Source organism: Paenibacillus sedimenti, from assembly GCF_014534655.1.
Lineage (GTDB): Bacteria > Bacillota > Bacilli > Paenibacillales > NBRC-103111 > Paenibacillus_E > Paenibacillus_E sedimenti.
Window position 1 is genome coordinate 312,399 of record NZ_JACVVD010000002.1, and the last position, 21,168, is coordinate 333,566.

A 21,168-nucleotide genomic window follows, 5' to 3' on the forward strand; every position below is an offset into this window, starting at 1 on the left:
TGCAAAAACTTTCCGTTTTGATTATCATAAGAATTGTTGTTAGCACTAAAGACGTTTGAGTGCTAACGCGCATACACACCCCATTACCAATTTCTAAAGGAGGCTATTTTCCATGATCAGACCGTTAGGTGATCGCGTAGTCATTGAAGCCATTGCGAAAGAGGAGACAACTGCGAGCGGTATCGTGCTGCCGGATTCAGCTAAAGAAAAACCGCAAGAAGGTAAAGTATTAGCTGTTGGCGCAGGCGCTATTAAAGACGGAGTACGCGTTCCGCTGGAAGTTCAAGAAGGCGACCGCATCATTTTCTCCAAATACGCTGGAACTGAAGTGAAATACGAAGGCCGCGAACTGTTGATCTTGCGCGAAAGCGATATTCTCGCTGTATTAGCCTAATTTAGCAGGCCTATAGATCAATTCGAACGTATACTTAGCTTTTCCGTTTTATTACTTAGTATGTACAATTAATCATTTCGAGGAGGTTTCCTTATCATGGCAAAAGATATTAAGTTCAGTGAAGACGCACGCCGCGCTATGCTTCGCGGGGTTGATGCTTTGGCGAATGCCGTTAAAGTAACCCTTGGTCCTAAAGGCCGCAACGTAGTTCTTGAGAAAAAATTCGGCAGCCCGTTGATCACTAACGACGGTGTTACGATTGCAAAAGAAATCGAGCTTGAAGATGCTTTCGAAAACATGGGCGCTCAACTCGTTAAAGAAGTTGCAACTAAAACTAACGATGTAGCCGGTGACGGTACGACAACAGCAACAGTTCTGGCTCAAGCGATTATACGCGAAGGTCTGAAAAACGTTACTGCAGGCGCTAACCCAATGGTTATCCGCAAAGGTATCGACAAAGCGGTTAAAGCAGCTGTTGAAGAGCTGAAAGTTATCGCGAAGCCAATCGAAGGCAAACAATCCATCGCTCAAGTAGCTTCCATCTCCGCTGCTGACGATGAAGTTGGCCAACTGATTGCTGAAGCTATGGAAAAAGTAGGCAACGACGGCGTTATCACGGTTGAAGAATCCAAAGGATTCGCTACTGAGCTCGAAGTTGTAGAAGGTATGCAATTCGACCGCGGTTACACTTCTCCTTACATGATCACTGACACGGATAAAATGGAAGCTGTCCTCGACAACCCGTACATCCTGATCACTGACAAGAAAATCTCGAACATCCAAGAAATCTTGCCTGTTCTTGAAAAAGTGGTTCAATCCGGTAAACAACTTCTGATCATCGCTGAAGATGTTGAAGGTGAAGCTCAAGCAACTTTGGTTGTAAACAAACTTCGCGGTACATTCACTTGCGTAGCTGTTAAAGCTCCTGGCTTCGGCGACCGTCGTAAAGCTATGCTCGGCGACATCGCTGCTCTGACTGGCGGTCAAGTGATTACTGAAGAGCTTGGATTGGAGCTGAAATCCACAACTCCTGATCAACTGGGTAGCGCGCGTCAAGTTCGCGTAACCAAAGAAAACACAATCATCGTGGACGGCGCTGGCGACAAAAAAGACATCGGCGCACGCATCACGCAAATCCGTTCCCAACTCGAAGAAACAACTTCCGATTTCGATAAAGAAAAACTTCAAGAGCGTCTGGCTAAACTTGCTGGCGGCGTAGCCGTAATCAAAGTTGGCGCAGCGACTGAAACTGAGTTGAAAGAGCGCAAACTGCGCATCGAAGATGCTCTGAACGCAACTCGCGCAGCGGTTGAAGAAGGTATCGTTTCTGGCGGTGGTACAGCCCTCGTGAACGTATTCAATGCTGTAGCTAAGGTATCTGCTGTAGGCGACGAGCAAACAGGCGTAAACATCATCCTGCGCGCTCTGGAAGAGCCGGTTCGCACAATCGCAGCTAACGCTGGTCAAGAAGGCTCCGTAATCGTTGAGCGCTTGAAAGGCGAAAAAGTCGGCATCGGCTACAACGCAGCTACCGGCGAGTGGGTAAACATGTTCGACGCAGGTATCGTTGACCCTGCTAAAGTAACTCGCTCCGCGCTGCAAAACGCAGCTTCCGTAGCGGCAATGTTCCTGACAACTGAGGCTGTCATCGCCGACAAGCCTGAAAAAGATAAACCAGGTATGCCTGACATGGGCGGCATGGGTGGAATGGGCGGCATGATGTAATTTTACATCATATCGTAAGTAAGAGGTGTCTCCATCATTCTTCATTGAGTGATGGAGACACCTCTTCACTTTTTTAGGTCGAAAGGTCTAATAAACTAGTAAAATTGTATTGTAGTTCTATTGATTTTCTGTTAAAATTTTCTTGTGTACAAATTGTGACAACACTTCGAACCTGTCTTAGAAATAGATCATGACTCCAATCATTGACCTCAAGTGACAATGGAAAGGGGGTGTAACTATGAAAAGACTACTCGCCAATGTTGCCAATCGCGTGTTAACAGCAATCGCTCGCAGGCAAGCGATAACCGGATGTATCTGGGGATGCTACGAGCAAGAGCTTCCGGAAGAATTAGAACAATACAAACGCGAATATATGGCGCGTAAAGCCGTCAAGACTGCACGCGTATGATTCATGAAGAACCCAAAAGGAGCCTTCCTCTAGTCATTAAAATAGACTATGCGGAAGACTCCTTTGTGATAAGAAGAGCTATTTATTTTCATTCATTTTTTTCGCTTCCTCAACGTACTTGAGGAATTGTTCCATAGATTGAGATGAAGTTTCGAATGCCCCATACCTGGCTTGAACATGTTCTTTATTTCGGATATACGCGTGAATGAGACTAGCTACCAGAAGTGCAACCATTCCGATGAATATCCATATATGTAAGGACGGAGTATCCAAACCAAACACGGTAACTTCCATATAGACAAGGCTGATTAATAATACAACCATCCAGATGAAGTTTTTGCGTTTGAAGGCTTGCTTGCCTACAAATCTTCTTGTGATTAGTGATAAGTTGATGCCTAATTTTCGAATAACCCAGCTTAGTATTAACAAGATTAAGGCGACCATAATGTGTGCCACCGTATAATGCACGATGTCTGTACGCAGAAGAGATTCATTGGTAAATCCCAGGGTTACACCTGATAGAGTCACTAACATGTCAATCGTACCCGAAAGAATATAACCCGTCGCGGCCACTATGAAAGCATATAAGAGAGGATATCTTCTAAACAAAACCAACAGAGACGTGAAAATAATAACTGTCAGTATTAAAAAAATAGGGCTATTCAAGACTTCTCTCGTATAATAATTCGTGATGGCCATGGACAATACAAGTACGATAATTTTCACATCATAAATCGTATCCTCGAAAAAACCTTTTCCTGTAAAAACATGCGATTTCCTAAGCGGGATTTGGAACAAAGTAAAAGTGAGTACTACAATTGCATAAAAGGTGATACTCGATGTGAAAATCATCCATAAAACCTCTAAAAAGCTCATATGACGTTACTCCTTATGATGTACTGCCTCTACTTGAGGGTCATTCTTCCCTGAAATAATAACTCCTGTTAAGACAAGTCTGTAGTCGTAAAGGATATGTAGAATGATTGGGATTAGCAAGCTCCCGCTCAGCAGGAAGACGAAAGTCGCCACAACACTGAAAATCAAGCTATTCATAATGCCTTTCAACCCCTGTAAGAAATGCCCCAATCCAAAAGCAATACCCGCTATAACAAAGCTGAGCCATAAAGGCAATGAAAAATCTTGCAACAGAGAAGGAAGCCATCCTCGCCACATTACTTCTTCACAAATACCTATCGTTAAGGCAACAAAAGTAAACACTCTTCGCTCACTTAATGTCAGCGGCATGGAGTCATTCAAGATGACTTCTCGCTTCACCATAGCCCGATACTGAGCACTGGTTAAAGCCAACACGACCGGTAAACTCTCGGAAATCAACCAGACGATAATCCCGGTCCACATGCATATTTCTACAACAAATGGAGCATGCATTTTTTCAATTGTCAATATGTTAGAATCCTTATTAAGTGCATAAAGAATTGCCGTAAGAGCCCAATACCAGCCGATCAGATGATAATAAAATTTAATTTTCCCCAGCTTGGATAAATTTTTATAATAAAAATAACCGAGCAATGGAAACATGACAATAAGGATGACCGATACTACATTCATTTGGCGTTAACCACCCTGGTTAGAACTGCTCCTTTATGTCTAAGTCTAAAACCCGTATCGGTCGGCAGTTTTTTGCAGACTTTTTAATAGGGTTAAGGCTTGCAGGAAAAAGATAACGGCCAACATAGGAGATTGAATGAAAAAATTGATCCCGATCACGCACGCGGCAGCAATTTTCAAGGCAGGATATTGATTCTTCGTAAAGCGACTAATATTGGTCGGAGCCCTCAGAAGAGTAATCCACAGGGCAATTGCATTGAGTACAATACCTGCGTACCAAAACTCAATCGGTACATATACCGATGCAAGCATGAAAACGCTTGTAAGAACATTGCAAGCATTAGGATGCTTCAGATGCAATCCACCTGAAAAATAGCGCAAAACCGGGAAGGCAATTAGCGGAATAAGCGAGTACAAGAAATCACCCGTGATGATACAAATAACCTCGACAATCGAAACAATAATGATGTAATTCAGCAGGTTGATCAATGCATGCTTCATGACGTTCACGGAAGACGATGGCTGTGTCGAATTGTTATGTATAGAAATTGCAATCTTCTCGGCAATATCATTGACTAGCATCGTTTTATATCGCCTCCTCTAATAAAATCCACCTGCACTAACTAATACATAAACCATTATACCAAAAATTTCAACATCTTTTTGTACAATCGCCTTGCATTTACCGACCTGCTTGGATATATAGCCAAGATTACTCCCAGAATAGCCCAAATATGCACCGATTAGGCAATGGTACATTCTTTGGACTAGGGATAAACGTATATTAACACAAACCTATAAAGGAGTGACCCCAACCATGGCTTACCAAGCAAATCAACCCTATCAAGGCAATTTCCGATGTCCCCCGGCGGACCCCATTATGATGGAGCCACAACGCGTCGTAAGAGACCATTACCACCCGCAGCGTGTTCAGGTCGTGCATCCGATTGAGATTATTAACAGGCATCACTGTGTGCCCGTGTATGAGCATGTGTATACGTGTAGTGAGAAGGATGAGTATTGCGGCGGGCATCCGCATCAGGGGCATATGAGGAGGTAGCGCTAGAATCCCCTGTTCCGGAACGGTATGATTCAGAACAGGGGGATTATGACTAAGCATCGACAAACGACTAGCAAGAGGTCATCACGAGAGTTCCTTCCGATATTCAGATGGGGACTGGCCGACATATTTTTTAAAGGTATTGCTGAAATAGGATAGATCATTATAGCCCAGGCGATCGGCAATATTAGAAATACTCAAAGCCGTGGTACTGAGGAGCTTCTTGGCTTCCTCCATACGTTGTTTCATGACATAATCAATAAAGTTGATTTTTGTCTGCTGCTTAAACAGATGACTCAAGTAACTCGGATTCAGATGCACTTTAGCCGCGGCTTCTTGAAGAGTTACTTCCCCGGGAAGTTTATCCTTAACGTACGCCATGACTTGCTCAACAGCTGAAAGTTCCTTTGGTTCCGTAGTAAAGTCAGTGGTTAGAACAGCAGTTCTCGTCAATTGAGACTGCTTTTTTTTATTTTCCAGATAGTTGGCAAGCCGCTGTAAGCAAGCGGCCATATCTTCAACAAGAACAGGCTTTACTAAATAATCTCTCGCCCCAAGCCGCATGGCCTGCTGGGCGTATTGGAAGTCATCATGACCGCTAAAAATAATGGTCTCGATAGGCAGGTTCAGTTGGCTCAATGCACGGATAAATTGCAACCCGTCCATGACAGGCATGTTGACATCGGTGATGGCCAAATCGACCGTGTTCCCTTTAAGCCAGTCCAATGCTTCTAAGCCGTTAGGGGCTTCATGAACAACGGTAAAAGGAAGCTGTGTACGCTCAATGACTTTTTTCACCGAAGTTCTAACCCACCGTTCATCATCCATTAATAGTATCTTATACATAAGCTGGTCTTTCACCTGCCTTTTGAATAATGGTCTGTTTACCCGGGGTCTGGGGCAGGGGTTTCCCCTAACGGAAGTCTGACTTTTATTGTAGTACCTTCACCGAATCTGCTATCCACTTGTACTCCGTATCCCTCACCGTACAAATACTCGATTCGGCGATGCACATTAAGCAGGCCGATATGCGAGCCTCCTGCCGTAATGTCTTTGTGCTTCAGGTCGTACCGAATATGTTCAAGCGCATCGGGGGAAATTCCAGGTCCATCGTCTGAAATTTGCAGGATACAGGACTGTTCATTTTCGATAAAAGCGCTGACGGTTATTAACGTTCGCTTGATGCCGGGTTCAACGGCATGATGAATACAATTTTCTATAATCGGCTGTAAGGAGAATTTGACAATCGTTTGGTTCAAAAGATCGTTTGGAAGCAGAAATTCATAATTCAATCGTTCCTCAAAGCGGAATTGTTGAATCCGCAGATAAAGCTCGCATACGCTTATCTCATCTTTTAGCGTGACGGTTAGAGAAGATTCTTTGAGATTATACCGAAACAATCGGGATAAAGAGGAGCTCATTTCCGCGAGATCATCCATATCCTTTTCCAAGGCTATACCGCGCATTGTCTCTAAAGCGTTATAGAGAAAATGCGGGTTGATTTGAGATTGCAATACTCTTAGCTCAGTTTCCTTTTGGCGCAGATTCATCTCGGATTCTTTGAGCTTAGAGTAATAAATTTCTTCGATGAGTTGGTTAAGATGTACGACCATTCGATTAAACCCATGGGAAAGCAGTCCGATCTCATCCTTGGACTCCACCTTAATTTTTGCATTGAAATCGCCGATTTCAATTCTTTTCATATAATGTTGAAGATTCCGGATAGGTCGAATAAGGCTGGATGCGAACGTGAACCCGATGAGATAGGCTGCAATGAGGGTGATGGAGGTTACCCATAGGATTGTCTGTCCTATATATCCTACCCCGCGTGTAAGCTCTTTATAAGGTACAAGAGTAAGCAGAGTCCATCCCAGAGCCGATGAATGGCTGTATGTCAAAAGCTCACGATTGGGTTTCTCGATGGTATAGGAGCCGCTGGGTGGATCGTCAAAGAGAGCTATTTCCTTAAAACCGGATGGTTCCCCCAAGAGTGAAAGGTCGTGATGATAAACATAATGACCCTTAGTATCCAGGATGCTCATGTATCCTGTCCGTCCAATGGTGACCATGTCCGCTATTTCTTGAAGGCGCTTAAAATTCACATCTGTAATAATCATACCGATTGGCTTCAAGGTTCTGGGACTTATTATGCGTTTAACGATCGATATGACAGGTTCATTCCGATCCTGAAGCTTTATCATTCTGCTGATGAGGATGGGTGAGCCGTCAGAAGGCACGTCGTTATACCAATATTCCTTAACGATTTCATCAATTGGAGTGGACTTGTTTAAACCGGTCGTATCAATAATTTGAAGGTCATCCAAAATAATGGTGATACCCGTAATATCACCCCTGGAATAGGCCTCATTATGCAAAAGTTGCTGAATGGATGCCCGAATGCCGCTTTGCTGGATTTCTTCCAGTGTGCTCATGGCCATTAATTTTTGCGTGTCAGGGTGGTTCACAATCTTTAGGGTAGAAAACTCAAAATCTCTTACATAATACTCAACATGTGTTTTGACCTGCTGGATAATTTGTAGGCTGGACTGCTTAGCCTCTTCTTCTAATACTTCGGAGGAACGAACATAAGAAAAATACCCGACCGTCAGCATAGGAACGACAACTAATAGCGCCGAATATACAAGAAGTTTAACGGTGAACGGCTGATCCCTAAGTAATAGAAGACGAAGCAACTTCTTAAGCATACCTTTCAATATCCTCCTTTTCTACTCGGATGAACAGATTCTACCCACGGAATTATAGTTCATTTGTGTCTCGCAAGCAATCGCGGGAGGGTATCACAGCAAAAGAGGCTCTGAATTTCAGAGCCTCCTCAGTTACATTCGTTTATTTCTTGGCTGCATCAATCGCATCAAGCACCGCTTTATATTCAGGGCGGTATTTATCAATAACCGGCTTGACAGCTTCCTGCCATGGTTTAATATCTGCCACTTGTGTAATGACAGCCCCGGCAGCTTTTACTTTAGCTTCGGAATCCTGTTCATATTTTTTCCACTCATCCCGCTGGTATTGAACCGAGTCTAGAGCTGCTTGCTTCACAATCTTCTTGTCTTCGTCAGACAGCTTATCCCAAGTCGCTTTACTTGCCAAAAGAACTTCAGGAACTCTTTGATGCTGATCGAGCAGGTAGTTCTTCGCTACTTCGTAATGTTTCGAGGAATAATAGCTCGGATAATTGTTCTCTGCTCCATCGATGACGCCTGTTTGGAGGGAACTGAAAACTTCGCCATAAGCCATCGGTGTGGCATTAACGTTTAAGGCTTTCATAATATCTACGTTGACTTGGTTTTGAATGACCCGGATCTTCATACCTTTCAGATCCTCAAGTTTTGTAACAGGCTTTTTCGTGTAGAAGCTGCGTGCGCCTGGCTCGAAGTAGGATAAACCCTTCATTTTGGAAGCTTGCAGGCTGTCTAACAGTTTCTCGCCTTCAGCACCCTGCAAAAATTTCCACATATGCGCTTCATTGTCGAAAATATAAGGCAGACTGAATACGCCGTAATCCTTATTGAATCCAGCCATTGACCCAGTGCTTACCCGAGTGAACTCAATAGCGCCTAATTGCACTTGTTCAATGACTGCTTTTTCTTCGCCTAGCTGAGCAGAAGGAAATACATCAATTTTAATACGTCCACCGGAACGTTCTTTCACTAGCTCAGCAAATTTCTTATCGCCAAGCGTTGTCGGATAGTCAGGAGGATGCGTTTCGGCAAGACGGAACGTATAGGTAGGCTTCTTGGCGTCGGCAGCTGTTCCGCCTTGAGGAGCAGCTGTATTCTCTTTTTTGCCGCAGCCTGCCAATAGAGAGCCTGCAACAAGAACTAAAGATAAAGCGCTTACGGTTAATTTATAGCTTTTTTTCACTTTGAAATCCCCCTTAATGTTTACTTCAAATTGATTATAAATGAAAGCGCTTTACAAGTTTATATACTTTCTTTTGACCTTTTTGTAAAATTTTTAGGTTTTTTTGCTGTGACTATAATTCCCATGATCACTTATCTAAAAACATATTTGGCAGCCACATGACAATATCCGGGACATAGGTGATTAAGAATAAGACGCCAATCATGGCAAAGAAGAAAGGCATCATTGCCCGGCTGCCTTTATCTACCGACACGTTGCCAATCGCACATCCGACAAAGAGAACCGTTCCAACGGGCGGTGTCAATAATCCAATCCCAAGGTTAAGAATCATGACCACTCCAAAATGAACCGGATCCATGCCAAGACTAGTAACAACCGGATATAAAATTGGCGTCATAATCAAGATTAGTGGAGCCATATCCATCGGTGCGCCAAGGATCAAGAGGAGGATATTAATCAGAAGCAAAATGATATACGGGTTATCGGTTATGCCTAAGAAAAGATCAGTAACCATAGCAGGTACCTTCAAGTAGGCCAGAATCCAACCAAATGCATCAGAAGCGGCGATCAAGAAGAGAACCATCGCAACCGTACGGAACGTTTTCTTTAAAATAACTACGCAATGGGATAAAGGTACATCCTTATAAACAAAGAATGTTAAAATAAAGGCGTACAAACAGGCAATAGCCCCTGCTTCGGTTGCTGTAAACCATCCGGAAAAAATACCGCCTAGAATGATGACACCTGTCAACATGGCAAGGAAGCCTTCACGTAATATTTTGGGGATCTCGCTGAACGGGATAGGATCTCCTTTGGGAAAATTATTTTTTTTTGCGATGATGAATGCTGTTGTCATCAATGCCGCAAGCAAGATCAAGCAGGGGATGATCCCGGCTAGAAATAATGCGGATACCGATACGCCGCCGGCCGCCAGAGAATATAAGATCATGTTATGACTTGGCGGCATAACGACACCTTGTATGGCAGCAGCGGAAGTTAAACCAACTGTAAACTCCGGTTTGTATCCTTTTTTCTTCATTGCCGGAATTAAGACAGATCCGATCGAGGAAGCATCAGCAGCCGCTGAACCCGAAATGCTGCCAAAGAACATACAGGCAATACAGGTAACAAGACCAAGCCCTCCGCGAATAGCCCCGACAAACAGCTGAGCCATATTAATCAGTCTGGTAGCCAAACCGCCTTCACTCATGATTTGACCTGCCAAGATGAAAAAAGGAATCGCGAGCAAGCTGTAAGAATCCATTCCTTTGACCATACGTTGTCCAACAACAATCCATGGGATATCCAGATAGATGATCGTTAGCAGCGTGGAGCCCGCTATCGTAAGGGCAATAGGAAATCTTAAAATTAACATGACAATAAAACTTACCGTTAAAATCATGGTTGCAATAGCTATTGTGCTCATTCGCCAAACTCCTCTCCCAAGCCTCGGTGACGAATGGTTTCAATACCGAGTAAGCTTAATGCGCTGTAAACGCAAATCATGATGCCAGTGATTGGCATTACCAAGTAATAAAGGCTGTTGGTTAAGCCCGTAGCTGGAAGTGTAGTCTCGTACTGATCGATAGTAAACTGCCAACCGTTAATTACGAGGTAGAGACCAAATCCAAAAACGACCAGAGCAATAACTTTGTCCCAAATTTGATTAAAGCGCTTTCCAAAACGATTCGTGAATGAATCTGTAGCAATGTGCAGTTTCTCTCTAAATCCGATGGCGATTCCCATAAAAGAAAACCATACCATCAGGAGTAACGTTACCTCTTCAGACCAGAAAAACACGAAGTTAAAAAGCTTTCTGGTAATGACCTGAATAATAACGATCAAAGTCATCGATGTAAGCGCGGTCAACGAGAACCATTCGAATATGGAATCGATGGACAAGGCGAGTCTTTTTATCACCTTCATGTTAGTTTCGCCTCCTTTTGTAGATGTCATGTTATATCTATACTTATTGTAAGGGCTTTCTTTGGTGATGTGAATGGTGTTGGTTTTAGGATTATTTGTAGTATTTTTGGATTGGGATATAAAAAAGATGCCACATCACAGTGGCACCCAGTTTAAACTATTTCAATTGAAAGTTAGTAGCAGCGATGGAGTCAATGATTTGCTTTTCGTTCGGATCTTTAGCAATTAGCTTATCAAAAAGAGGTTGATCCGTGCTTCCTTGCTTCTGCATAGCAGCTAGATACCATCTGGCAAGCAAGCGGTTCGTTTGATCATCGAATTGATCGGTGATATACGGTTTAATCATGGTTGCTGCAGCCGCATAATCGCCGCGCATATAGGATACTTGTCCAACATTTAGCGCGATGCCAGGTGTTACAGCGAACTCCCGTCCTTGCAGCTGACCTTTAGGTAAGTTTTTCAAAGACTCGATCCTTTGTTGAACATCTTTGTAAACTGTTAGTACGTTGTCCAATCTTTGATTGAATTCAGCAGCATTATTCTTTTCTCTCGCTTGATTCGCGAGTTCAATATTTAACGAAATGCTCTTCTCATAGAGATCGATATACCATGGATAGTTAGGTATTTGAGCGTTAGACCAATCTAATGCTTCTTGCTGCTTTCCTTTGATGAGCAGCATATTCAACTGCTGCAAAGCTACCATTCTATTATGAGGCTCTTTTTTAAGTAATTGATTTAATAAATCCTGTGCCTGATTGAAAAATTCTTCAGCTTTCGACGGGTCTTGCGTTTTCATTTGATTGTAAACTTGAAGAAGGATCCCGATACGGCTAATCTGCCCAGTCAACAAATAGTCAGGGTGAGCAGGATGCAGCGAGATGGCCTTGTCCAATGGAGCAACAATGGCGTTATAATCTTGACTTTTTTTCACAACTTCAAGCGTTTGTTTAAATGAACTATTCGCAGAGACAAGCTGTGCTGAAATATAGAACATCACGATAGAAAGTACGGCCAGCAGCGCTGGAAAAGCTTTATGCAGAGCAAGTGATTCGGATTTAATACGAAGTGGAGCGGATGAACTGCTCGATAACATTCCACCAAGTGCAAGGAACAGAACAGCACCCAGATATACATAGCTTAAGTCAAAGTCAATCATACTGTGGACGAGCAGTGAGATCGTTACAATGAAGAAGAGGAAATGCATATCCCTTTTTTCTTCTGAACTTTTTATAAAACTACGGATATAGAAGACCATAACAGCGATAACGAATCCGATAAATGCCAGGAATCCTAGTGCACCAGCTTCAACTAGATATTGAAGAGCAAAGTTATGAGCTTGACGACTTGTATAAGGGTTGTTTTGGTACTTCTCATACAAGGCTGCCCATGCGCCGCCGCCAGCCCCGATAATCGGGTAGTCGGACCATAGCTTTACAGCATCCTTATAGAAAGTTCCACGCTCCAGCACACTGTGCTGTTGGAAATTGATATTTTCTAGACGAGTCTTAACGTTCTCTGGGAGAATATTTTTGAGACCTGTATCGCTTAGCAAAAGTGTAGCTCCTAGGAGGCCGATTACTATAGCTGCAACAGGCAATACGAAGTTAGTAAATTTTTTGCCCGCGAAACGAGCTGTAATACGCTCTAACCGTGGTGCACCGAAGTGCTGAATAACGATAGCAACCACTGCTAAAACTACAGAAGCTAGCAGCAAGATCGACCAGCCGTTCCAAGATAAAGAAGCACTAGGTTGCTTCTGCAATTCTGTACCGATATTCGTGATTTTTTGTAGAATCACCAGGGAAGCAGCAAAAGCCAGTCCAAGCTGAATTAACGACAAAATCTGACGGCTGATTGATAGGAAAAAAAGTATAATTAAGAAAATGACTGGAATTACAACAAGAGCACCACGAGACAATGTGAGCCAGAAGGACACGATCATTGGAACCATCATCAGTGCATGAGGAAGAACAGAATACCATTTAAGTGACTTCACAATAAAGAACAAAGAACCAAGAAATAACATAATCAGAAAGGCTGCATATGTGTTAGCATATTGGAAGACGGATGTGAGACGAAGGCCGTTGGCGTCTGTCATCACTGCGTCGCGGTAATGGTATGGATTGTTTCCGTCCATAAGAGCAAACCAGCTCACTAAGTGGCCGGCAAAGTTTCCGTTGCCTAGCCAATACAAGAGACCGAAAATAACAATCACATATCCAGATATTAGAAGTAATCCGGCAGCAATCGACGTACCTAGCTTGTTTTTTGTCAGAAATACGCCTAAAATGAAGAAGGTTGCATACAGCATCTGGATGTATACCATATTTGTTGCCATATAGTGAGATGCTGCATTGGTTAATGAGAAAACGTACGTCAGCGGCATAAGCATGACTAAAAAGGTCAGCACATCTTTTTGCTCTTTGAGCTTATAAACAAAAAAAGCAAAGATGGCGATTAGTAACAAAATGATTGAAGACCATACCGATGCTGAGTAAATCGATCTTTCGAAGTCGTAATTACCACCATTAAATAATGCCCGCTGAAACGGGGCCCAGAACAGGAACAGGCCAACAAAACTAGTAAGTATCCAAAAAATGACCGAGCCTTTCTCGGTTGATATCGTCCCGTTCGCTTTCGCTCGCGAAGCCGCATACGTATTTCTACTTGCACTCATGAAAACAGTCTCCTTCTTCGCTAAAGTTCGAGTTTAATTTTAGCATAGTGGGGGAGTGCGGACAAATGGAAGTCTCAAGTAACAGTGTTAAAACTATTGTAGCATTGAAGAAAAGACTTCAAAAAGAATTACTTGGTTTATTTACTTAGGGTTTGTGATGGAAACCGATCGCTAATTTATATAAGTAATACTTGGAATTTTCAATATTCTCTAAATTAAGTTTGACTATACTCTGCAGATGGGGCATTTATGATGAGAGAAAAGTTGCTACTATTTAATCCAATTCATATTTTTTTACAATTATTTAAGAAAAAAGAACTAATATTACAATTTGCAAAAAGGGATCTATTAGCACGCTATAAGGGCTCTTATTTAGGAATACTATGGTCTTTCATCAATCCTCTCCTTATGCTAGTAATCTATACATTTGTATTTAGTGAAGTCTTTAAATCTAAATGGTCTAGCGGCACCGAAAGTAAGGTCGAGTTTGCTTTGCTGCTTTTTTGTGGATTAAATGCATTCAATATATTTGCAGAGGTGATTGGTAGAGCGCCTGGATTAATACTAAATCATACTAATTATGTGAAAAAAGTTGTATTTCCATTGGAAATTCTTCCAGTCACGATTTTACTATCAGCTTTGATGCAATCATCCATAAATTTTCTGATTTTAATTTCAGCCTTGGTATTGCTTATGCACACATTACAATGGACTGCTCTTTTCTTACCTTTAGTGTTATTACCGTTAGTGCTTTTAACACTTGGTCTAGGGTGGTTTTTTTCATCGTTAGGAGTTTTTATGAGGGATATAACTCAGTTTGTGGGCACAGCAATTTCTGCCTTAATGCTACTCAGTCCTATTTTTTATCCAGTATCTATTGTTCCTGAACAACTTAAAATTTTATATTATATAAATCCTTTTGGTTATGTTATTGAAGATGTTCGTAGGATATTGGTGTGGGGACAGATGCCTCAATGGAGTTGGTTAGCATCTGGTATGTTTATCGGGCTATTATTTTTTGTATGTGGATATGCCTGGTTTGAAAAAACTAGAAAAGGCTTTTCGGACGTACTTTGATGTTCATTTTGGAGGGGAATATGGAAAGTAAACCAGTAATTTCGATACAAAATGTAATAAAGACATATAAAGTATATGACAAGCCACTGGATCGTTTGAAACAAAGTTTTTTTAGAGGAAGACGACAATATTACAAAGAGTTCACTGCCGTAAATAATGTTTCTTTAGATATTATGAAAGGTGAAACTGTTGGTATTATAGGGAGGAATGGAAGTGGTAAAAGTACCTTGTTGCAGATGATAGCAGGTACTTTAACGCCAACATCTGGACACATTGAGGTTAGTGGGAAAGTAGCAGCATTACTTGAACTAGGAAGTGGGTTCAACCCGGATTTTACTGGGCGCGAAAATGTATATATGAATGGTGCGATACTTGGTTTAGATAGAATACAAATAGACAAATTATTTGATGACATAGCATCCTTTGCGGACATTGGTGATTTTATTGAACAACCAGTAAAGACATATTCAAGCGGCATGTACGTTCGCTTGGCCTTTGCTGTTCAGGCACTCATCCCAAAAGAGATATTAATTGTTGATGAAGCCTTGTCTGTTGGCGACGAATTATTTCAACGAAAATGTTTCGCTAAAATCGATGAGTTTAAAAAACAGGGCGGAACAATTCTATTTGTATCACATTCAGGGGGATCTATTATCGAGTTGTGTGACCGCGCAGTATTAATGGATTCAGGGGAATGTTTGATCGTTGGCAGAAGTAAAAGAATTGTTAACTTGTATCAGAAATTTATTTATGCTCCTGCATCTAAAAAAGATAGTATGCGCAAAGAAATTAAAAACTTGAACGCAAATGAAACAATCAAAGAAGTTGTTGTTTCCAGTAATGTTATTAATGGGCGAGAAGAATTAAGTAACTCTTCAAGAAAAAATTCCGCAAAAAACCAGGCTATGTATGACCCCGAGTTAAAAGTCCATGATTCAGTTCATTATGAATCCAGAGGTGTAGAAATTTTTGATCCTCAGATTCTAACTTTGAGTGGCGAGAAGGTTAATTTGCTAATATCTGGAGAAAAATATGTATGGAGATATTTTGTCAAATTCCATAAATCATCTGAGAATGTTAGATTTGGAATGATGTTAAAGCCTGCTACAGGGTTAGAATTAGGAGGAGCGGCTACGGCTCTTCAGGGGCAAGGCATTCCTCAAGTCATAATCGGTCAAGTGTTTCAAATTGATTTCATGTTTGTTCCTAGACTTAATGCAGGAACTTATTTTTTGAATGGTGGAGTAGTAGGCATAACAGAAGAAGGCGAAGTGTATTTAGAACGTAAAATTGATTTAGCTGTTTTTAAAATATTATATGAAGAAGAGGCTTTAATGACTGGTATCGTAGACTTTTCCATCTCTTCAGAGTATACAGAGATTAGTTAATAACTTTTAAGCTGTGGAGGACAACATGAAGAAAAGAGCAATATGCATTTTAGGAATGCATAGAAGCGGAACCTCATTTATCACACGTTGTGTTAATTTATTAGGGGTTAATCTTGGACCAGAGCATGTTTTGATGCCTGCTGGAAACGATAATCCCGAAGGTTTTTGGGAGCATTCAGAGATTGTTCAGATTCATGAAGATATTCTTGAATATTTTAATGTATCATGGCACTCCCCGCATGTACTTCCCAATAATTGGTGGAATGAAAGTGGTGTTAATCAATTTAAACAAAGATTAATTGCAATTATACAACGCGATTTTGGGTCAAGTGACCTCTGGGGATGGAAAGATCCTCGAACGTGTGTGCTTTTGCCTTTATGGTTAGAAATACTTAAAGAACTTAATATAGAGATTAATTTTATTATTTGTTTAAGACACCCGCTAGACGTTGCTAATTCTTTGAAAAAGCGAGATGGGTTTCATCTTGATTACTCTTATGGCATCTGGACTCTTTACACTTTATCAGCGCTTTATTGGACGCAGCAATATCCAAGAGTAATGGTAACGTATGATGGTTTTTTGGAAAATTGGCATTCCAATTTAAATGAAATAGCTGGAAAGCTAGAGATTGATTGGCCACAAAACCAAGAACATTTAAATCATGAAATGAAATCTTTAATTAAGCCACAGCTAAGACATAGCCAATCTAATTTAGCAGCTCTTAATAATGCGCCTACTATTGTCAAAGAAACTTTTGAAAATTGCTGTGCTATTATTAACAAACAAGAGACGCTGAATACCCAATCTTTTAACTCAAAGATTGGCAGTTTATTCACATTATATAGCGAAATTTCGGCTTTTTTATTTCAGCAAACTAATAGCGGTTTTATTCAGGTTTTTTGGTCAGAAACTGAGGGGGAATTTACAGAAGAAGATTCAGAACGTATAACAATTACCCGGTTGAACAACACAAGAACTTATAGTTTTTCGATACCAAAAAACGGAAAGTATATTCGAATAGATCCCACTAGTTTTCCTTGTGTTATACAAATGAAATCTATTGAGATGAAATCAAACAATAGAGAATTATTATGGTGCATCAATAGCAACAACCAGCTTGAATATATCACTAGTAGTATTGGGATGCACAAACTCGATTCATTCAATACACTCGATTATGTTTGTCTATCCAACGATCCTCAGATTTGGATAAATAATGAAAGTTATGTTTATGCGGAAGACATGATATTAGAAATAACGTTAAACTTAAAAGCAGCAGTCCCCGATGATTTTGTCAATTATTTTACTAATACTCTTAAATTAAATAATGAAAAACAAGCTCAACTTGAGGAAAATTTATTTACTGCTAAAACTGAAGCGGAACGTAAACAAACCTTATTAGAAGAACGAGATTCACGCTTTGATGAATTGCGTAATCTTTTATTACAAATGCTAAAAGAACAAGATGAGCAAAAAAATGTTTTTGAATCAGCAATAAAGAAGAATCAGGAAATGACTTCCGATTTAATGAGTATAAATGAAGAATTAATTGCAAGTAATGAGCAATTAGCGATTAAAAACATGCAATTAATAAATGAGCAAGAAAGACTAAATATGCAATACGAGTATTTAAATAAACAATTTGTCGATCAAACACAATCTCTTCAAAGTATATTGAGATCTAAATCTTGGAAGTTGATGGCTCCATTACGCCTTATAAAGCAAAAGTTCAATTCTAAGTCATAATTTTAATGTTCTACGTACTATTGTTAGTTTTGCAGCTGTGTCTATTGCTAACAACCACTGAAAGTACATTAATGGTTTTACAAACAAAGAATGGGGAGCAAAACATGATTATCAGTACATCAATATGTGCCAATTACTTGCCTAAAGCGTTTGTACTTGGAAATTCAATAAAAAAGCATATAAAAGATGCTAAATTTGTCATTTGTCTTGTAGAGAGTGAAATGCCCGAAGAGGCAATACAAGGTGTAAATGACGGCTATGCAGATGCTGTTGTTTTAGGGAAGCACTTAGGTATCGATCATGGATTTAATAGTTTTATGTTTAAACATACAATTGTTGAAGCTTCTACCAGTGTAAAAGGCTTTTTATTTAAACATCTCTTTAACGCATATCCAGATGAAAATAAATTTCTTTACTTTGATCCAGATACGAAGGTTTATGACGACATCACTGAGCTTAGAGATTTGTTGGATAGAAGACCTATTGTCTTGTGCCCTCATTTGCTTCATCCAGGACATATTGAAATGGAGATTAGCTCTATCAAATATGGTGTTTATAATTTGGGTTTTTTAGCCGTAAACCGTTCGGAAGAAGCAATGAAATTCATAGACTGGTGGGCAGATAGATTATTTCACTATTGCTATGACGAATTATCCAATGGATTATTCACTGACCAAAGATGGGTAGATTTAGCCCCGACTTTCTTTGATGTAGAATTACTAAGACATTACGGGTATGACTTTGGAACATGGGCATTAAAAAGTGTTCAAATAACGAAAGAAAGCAATTTATATTACATCAATGGTGATCCATTAAAGCTTGCACATTTCTCGGGATATGATAGTGGAACAATTGATATGGTTCAACGTTGGTGGGTTAAAGGAGAAACTGCTACTTTATACAAAGAAATGGTTGATGAATATACTCGTGAACTTGAGGATTGCGGCAGCAAACAGTTATCAAAATTAAAATGGAGTTACGGGTATTATAAAAATGGTCAACCTGTTTCAAAAGAGATTAGAATCTCATATAGAAATGAAAACAAGTTACGCTGGGAAATTGACGATCCGTATTTATATAGTGATGAAATTCTTGCTAAAAAACTTAACGTTACTTATGGAAAAGATTATCCCAAATGGGCTTCATACACTGTTAAGGCAATTAACATGACAGTAAATTATGGTTTTACGTATCTGTTTAAAAAAATTATAAAAAAGTTAGTTCGCTTATAACATTCATTGATAGGAGGTGTAGATTTGAAAACCATCTGTTTCGTTATGACATTTGCACGGAAATCAATGATGGCTAACCTTTTAAATAGAAGTAAGATTCTTTCGAATGAAGGTTATCGAGTCACTGTGATTGCTTATGTTGGCAATGATTTAGAATATTTCAAAAATTCATTTTTAGAGAATAATATAGAATTCATACAGATAACAGATATTAATGCGGACATTTCCATACAAAATGAACCTTATTTGGTTTCATATAAAGTATATCATTACCTCATGCAAAAGAAGTTTGACTCCATACACTTTTCCGATTTTATGGGCAGCGGTTTCCATAGTATTCAAAGTAAAAAAAACTTAGGCTATTTTAAAGATACTTCGTTAGTGGTTGACATATACGGGCCAAGCCAGTTTATTAACGAAGCTAATGAGGATTGGGGCGAGGGTGGTTTTCATCAACTCCTGACTCAGTATATGGAAAGGTATTGTTGTGAATATTGTGATTCTATTTCAAGTTATTCACAATATTTGTTTAACTGGGCGGACTCAAGAAAATGGGTGCTTTCCGCTAGTCGAGAGACACATCGTTACTTTAGTCTTTATCAAGATTTTAATATTTTTTCCGATAATAACCCAATTAACTCTGAGCATTTAATTTATATAGGTGAATTTGGAAAACTAGGTGGACTCCACATATTCTTCAATGCGTTATTAAGGCTTTCTGATCAAGAGAAGAGTACAATCAAAAAAATAACATTTATTGGTGAGAATGGTAACATTGAAGAGGTGGACGGAAAATCGTATATTGCTAATTTCATGCAGAGCCATTTAATTGATTACCATATTTTCGAGCCGAGAGAGATTTCTGGCGTCAATAAATACATGCAGATGAACAAAGGTATTGTAATTTTTCCAGCGATTATGCCTGAGAACAGTACGTATCTCTTTGAACTTGCAGTTGGAAAAATGCCTCTGATTGTTGCTAATGTTGAGGCTAATCTTGAAATTGTGAAAAACGCACAGTTTTTCAACCCAACTCCCGCGGCATTATCGAAGTTAATTTCTGAGCGCTCAAATTTGAATTACAAAGACATTGAAATTACTTATGATTCTAAAAATGCAATGATGCAGTGGATAAATTCTTTTTTAGATACTGCAATTGATCATTCAAATAAATTTGACCACATTAGCTATCCAAGGGTTTCTATTTGTATAGCATATTATAATCATGCAAAATATTTAGCTACTTCATTGAAATCACTAGAGAATATTGATTATTCTGATTATGAAATTATTGTTGTTAATGACGGTTCAACAGACGAACAATCTATTATGGAATTTAATAGACTTCAAAGTGAGTATAACACCAGAGGCTGGAAGTTTATAAATAAATATAATGAGGGCCCATCCATAGCAAGAAATTATGCTGCAGCTCATGCAACAGGTGAATATCTTGTGTTTATGGACTCTGATAATATCGCAAAACCTAATATGTTAAAAGATTTTGTCGATGGACTTCAACTATCAGGTAATGATTGTCTAACATGCTACTTTGATCAATTTTACGGTGAAGGATCTGATCCTTTAAAAGCTCAAGGTTCAACCTATACGGTATTAGGGCCATCGCTTGAAATGGGACCGTTCATGAACTGTTTCGGTGATACTAATTTTATTATTAAAAAAGAAGTATTTGAAAAAATAGGTGGATTTTATAGTAGTAGAGTAGTTACAGAAGATTGGCAAATTTTAGCGAAGTTATCCTTGAGTGGATTTAAAATTGACGTAATTCCTAAGGCGTTGTTTTGGTATAGAGTATTACCAGAAAGCAATGTCAGTTTTGGTAGTGAGTATTACAAGCAACGACTTATTTTACAAACCTATGCAGAATATTTGCCGCCTTACGCTTATCATATTTTGAATTCTTTGTGTAGACCTACTTTTGTGAATCAAAAGGGTCTTTCAAAGTATGATATAGCATACTTCAATCTTAAGGATAAGGTAAGAAGGTTGGCTAGAAAAACTCCATTCATAGAGAAATTCATAAGTAAAATGGTTAATATATTAGTGAAAAGGTGATGTTTG

Annotated in this window: 18 protein-coding genes; 9 read left to right on the forward strand and 9 right to left on the reverse strand. The window is 39.8% G+C overall.

Translation table 11 applies throughout. The annotated features are described in order from the left end of the window. The first annotated feature begins 112 nt into the window (after positions 1 to 112). The 3 genes from groES (at position 113) to ICC18_RS06055 (ending at position 2,528) form a co-directional block, all read left to right on the forward strand. Entirely contained in the window at positions 113 to 394 is a 282-nt protein-coding gene (gene groES, locus ICC18_RS06045; RefSeq protein ID WP_188173474.1) for a co-chaperone GroES, read from the forward strand. 96 nt (positions 395 to 490) lie between these two features. Next, positions 491 to 2,119: a chaperonin GroEL gene (gene groL, locus ICC18_RS06050; RefSeq protein WP_188173475.1), complete on the forward strand. Its 1,629-nt coding sequence runs from the start codon at positions 491 to 493 to the stop codon at positions 2,117 to 2,119. 238 nt (positions 2,120 to 2,357) lie between these two features. After that, positions 2,358 to 2,528, forward strand: coding sequence for an AgrD family cyclic lactone autoinducer peptide (locus ICC18_RS06055; protein ID WP_188173476.1), 171 nt, complete (start codon positions 2,358 to 2,360; stop codon positions 2,526 to 2,528). Positions 2,529 to 2,606: 78 nt separating this feature from the next. Here ICC18_RS06055 and ICC18_RS06060 read toward each other — a convergent pair whose 3' ends face one another. The 3 genes from ICC18_RS06060 to ICC18_RS06070 are packed head-to-tail and all read right to left on the reverse strand — an operon-like array spanning position 2,607 to position 4,679. Next, on the reverse strand, positions 2,607 to 3,404 hold the full coding sequence (locus tag ICC18_RS06060) for a hypothetical protein (RefSeq protein WP_188173477.1): 798 nt from the start codon (positions 3,402 to 3,404) through the stop codon (positions 2,607 to 2,609). A gap of 6 nt (positions 3,405 to 3,410) precedes the next feature. Beyond that, complete coding sequence (locus ICC18_RS06065) at positions 3,411 to 4,097, reverse strand: CPBP family intramembrane glutamic endopeptidase (RefSeq protein ID WP_188173478.1); 687 nt, start codon at positions 4,095 to 4,097, stop codon at positions 3,411 to 3,413. 45 nt (positions 4,098 to 4,142) lie between these two features. Then, positions 4,143 to 4,679, reverse strand: a complete 537-nt coding sequence (locus ICC18_RS06070) for an accessory gene regulator B family protein (RefSeq protein WP_188173479.1) — start codon at positions 4,677 to 4,679, stop codon at positions 4,143 to 4,145. Between the two features lie 235 nt (positions 4,680 to 4,914). Here ICC18_RS06070 and ICC18_RS06075 point away from each other — a divergent pair, with 235 nt between their 5' ends. Further along, a complete protein-coding gene (locus ICC18_RS06075) occupies positions 4,915 to 5,157 on the forward strand; it encodes a hypothetical protein (protein WP_188173480.1) in 243 nt (80 codons plus the stop codon). Positions 5,158 to 5,241: 84 nt separating this feature from the next. On the opposite strand, the gene ICC18_RS06080 is transcribed toward ICC18_RS06075, so the two are convergent. The 6 genes from ICC18_RS06080 to ICC18_RS06105 all read right to left on the reverse strand — a co-directional run bounded on the left by ICC18_RS06080 (position 5,242) and on the right by ICC18_RS06105 (position 13,645). Beyond that, positions 5,242 to 6,003, reverse strand: coding sequence for a response regulator transcription factor (locus tag ICC18_RS06080; protein ID WP_188173481.1), 762 nt, complete (start codon positions 6,001 to 6,003; stop codon positions 5,242 to 5,244). A gap of 38 nt (positions 6,004 to 6,041) precedes the next feature. Next, the gene (locus ICC18_RS06085) at positions 6,042 to 7,862 is read right to left on the reverse strand and encodes a sensor histidine kinase (protein WP_188173482.1); all 1,821 of its coding nucleotides are present in this window, start codon (positions 7,860 to 7,862) and stop codon (positions 6,042 to 6,044) included. A 142-nt stretch (positions 7,863 to 8,004) separates the two neighbouring features. Continuing rightward, the gene (locus ICC18_RS06090; RefSeq protein WP_188173483.1) at positions 8,005 to 9,042 is read right to left on the reverse strand and encodes a TRAP transporter substrate-binding protein; all 1,038 of its coding nucleotides are present in this window, start codon (positions 9,040 to 9,042) and stop codon (positions 8,005 to 8,007) included. 127 nt (positions 9,043 to 9,169) lie between these two features. Continuing rightward, positions 9,170 to 10,468, reverse strand: coding sequence for a TRAP transporter large permease (locus ICC18_RS06095; RefSeq protein WP_188173484.1), 1,299 nt, complete (start codon positions 10,466 to 10,468; stop codon positions 9,170 to 9,172). Then, positions 10,465 to 10,968, reverse strand: coding sequence for a TRAP transporter small permease (locus ICC18_RS06100; RefSeq protein ID WP_188173485.1), 504 nt, complete (start codon positions 10,966 to 10,968; stop codon positions 10,465 to 10,467). The genes ICC18_RS06095 and ICC18_RS06100 overlap by 4 nt, the downstream gene beginning before the upstream one ends. Before the next feature lie 157 nt (positions 10,969 to 11,125). Continuing rightward, positions 11,126 to 13,645 (reverse strand): O-antigen ligase family protein, encoded by a 2,520-nt coding sequence (locus tag ICC18_RS06105; RefSeq protein WP_188173486.1) that lies wholly within the window; start codon positions 13,643 to 13,645, stop codon positions 11,126 to 11,128. 249 nt (positions 13,646 to 13,894) lie between these two features. Here ICC18_RS06105 and ICC18_RS06110 point away from each other — a divergent pair, with 249 nt between their 5' ends. From ICC18_RS06110 to ICC18_RS06130, 5 genes are all read left to right on the forward strand, one after another. Then, positions 13,895 to 14,722 (forward strand): ABC transporter permease, encoded by an 828-nt coding sequence (locus tag ICC18_RS06110; protein WP_223192365.1) that lies wholly within the window; start codon positions 13,895 to 13,897, stop codon positions 14,720 to 14,722. A gap of 20 nt (positions 14,723 to 14,742) precedes the next feature. Continuing rightward, positions 14,743 to 16,110, forward strand: coding sequence for an ABC transporter ATP-binding protein (locus ICC18_RS06115; RefSeq protein WP_188173487.1), 1,368 nt, complete (start codon positions 14,743 to 14,745; stop codon positions 16,108 to 16,110). A 25-nt stretch (positions 16,111 to 16,135) separates the two neighbouring features. Beyond that, the gene (locus ICC18_RS06120) at positions 16,136 to 17,857 is read left to right on the forward strand and encodes a hypothetical protein (RefSeq protein WP_188173488.1); all 1,722 of its coding nucleotides are present in this window, start codon (positions 16,136 to 16,138) and stop codon (positions 17,855 to 17,857) included. 104 nt (positions 17,858 to 17,961) lie between these two features. Then, complete coding sequence (locus tag ICC18_RS06125; RefSeq protein WP_188173489.1) at positions 17,962 to 19,089, forward strand: glycosyltransferase; 1,128 nt, start codon at positions 17,962 to 17,964, stop codon at positions 19,087 to 19,089. Positions 19,090 to 19,113: 24 nt separating this feature from the next. Continuing rightward, on the forward strand, positions 19,114 to 21,162 hold the full coding sequence (locus ICC18_RS06130) for a glycosyltransferase family 2 protein (RefSeq protein WP_188173490.1): 2,049 nt from the start codon (positions 19,114 to 19,116) through the stop codon (positions 21,160 to 21,162). The last annotated feature ends 6 nt before the right edge of the window (positions 21,163 to 21,168 follow it).

Coding starts and splice junctions, on each gene's coding strand:
- ICC18_RS06105 (WP_188173486.1), bottom strand. CDS start 13,645: ATGAGTGCAAGTAGAAATACGTATGCGGCTTCGCGAGCGAAAGCGAAC.
- ICC18_RS06125 (WP_188173489.1), top strand. CDS start 17,962: ATGATTATCAGTACATCAATATGTGCCAATTACTTGCCTAAAGCGTTT.
- ICC18_RS06115 (WP_188173487.1), top strand. CDS start 14,743: ATGGAAAGTAAACCAGTAATTTCGATACAAAATGTAATAAAGACATAT.
- ICC18_RS06060 (WP_188173477.1), bottom strand. CDS start 3,404: ATGAGCTTTTTAGAGGTTTTATGGATGATTTTCACATCGAGTATCACC.
- ICC18_RS06100 (WP_188173485.1), bottom strand. CDS start 10,968: ATGAAGGTGATAAAAAGACTCGCCTTGTCCATCGATTCCATATTCGAA.
- ICC18_RS06080 (WP_188173481.1), bottom strand. CDS start 6,003: ATGTATAAGATACTATTAATGGATGATGAACGGTGGGTTAGAACTTCG.
- ICC18_RS06070 (WP_188173479.1), bottom strand. CDS start 4,679: ATGCTAGTCAATGATATTGCCGAGAAGATTGCAATTTCTATACATAAC.
- ICC18_RS06120 (WP_188173488.1), top strand. CDS start 16,136: ATGAAGAAAAGAGCAATATGCATTTTAGGAATGCATAGAAGCGGAACC.
- ICC18_RS06085 (WP_188173482.1), bottom strand. CDS start 7,862: ATGCTTAAGAAGTTGCTTCGTCTTCTATTACTTAGGGATCAGCCGTTC.
- ICC18_RS06065 (WP_188173478.1), bottom strand. CDS start 4,097: ATGAATGTAGTATCGGTCATCCTTATTGTCATGTTTCCATTGCTCGGT.
- ICC18_RS06110 (WP_223192365.1), top strand. CDS start 13,895: ATGATGAGAGAAAAGTTGCTACTATTTAATCCAATTCATATTTTTTTA.
- groL (WP_188173475.1), top strand. CDS start 491: ATGGCAAAAGATATTAAGTTCAGTGAAGACGCACGCCGCGCTATGCTT.
- groES (WP_188173474.1), top strand. CDS start 113: ATGATCAGACCGTTAGGTGATCGCGTAGTCATTGAAGCCATTGCGAAA.
- ICC18_RS06095 (WP_188173484.1), bottom strand. CDS start 10,468: ATGAGCACAATAGCTATTGCAACCATGATTTTAACGGTAAGTTTTATT.
- ICC18_RS06075 (WP_188173480.1), top strand. CDS start 4,915: ATGGCTTACCAAGCAAATCAACCCTATCAAGGCAATTTCCGATGTCCC.
- ICC18_RS06055 (WP_188173476.1), top strand. CDS start 2,358: ATGAAAAGACTACTCGCCAATGTTGCCAATCGCGTGTTAACAGCAATC.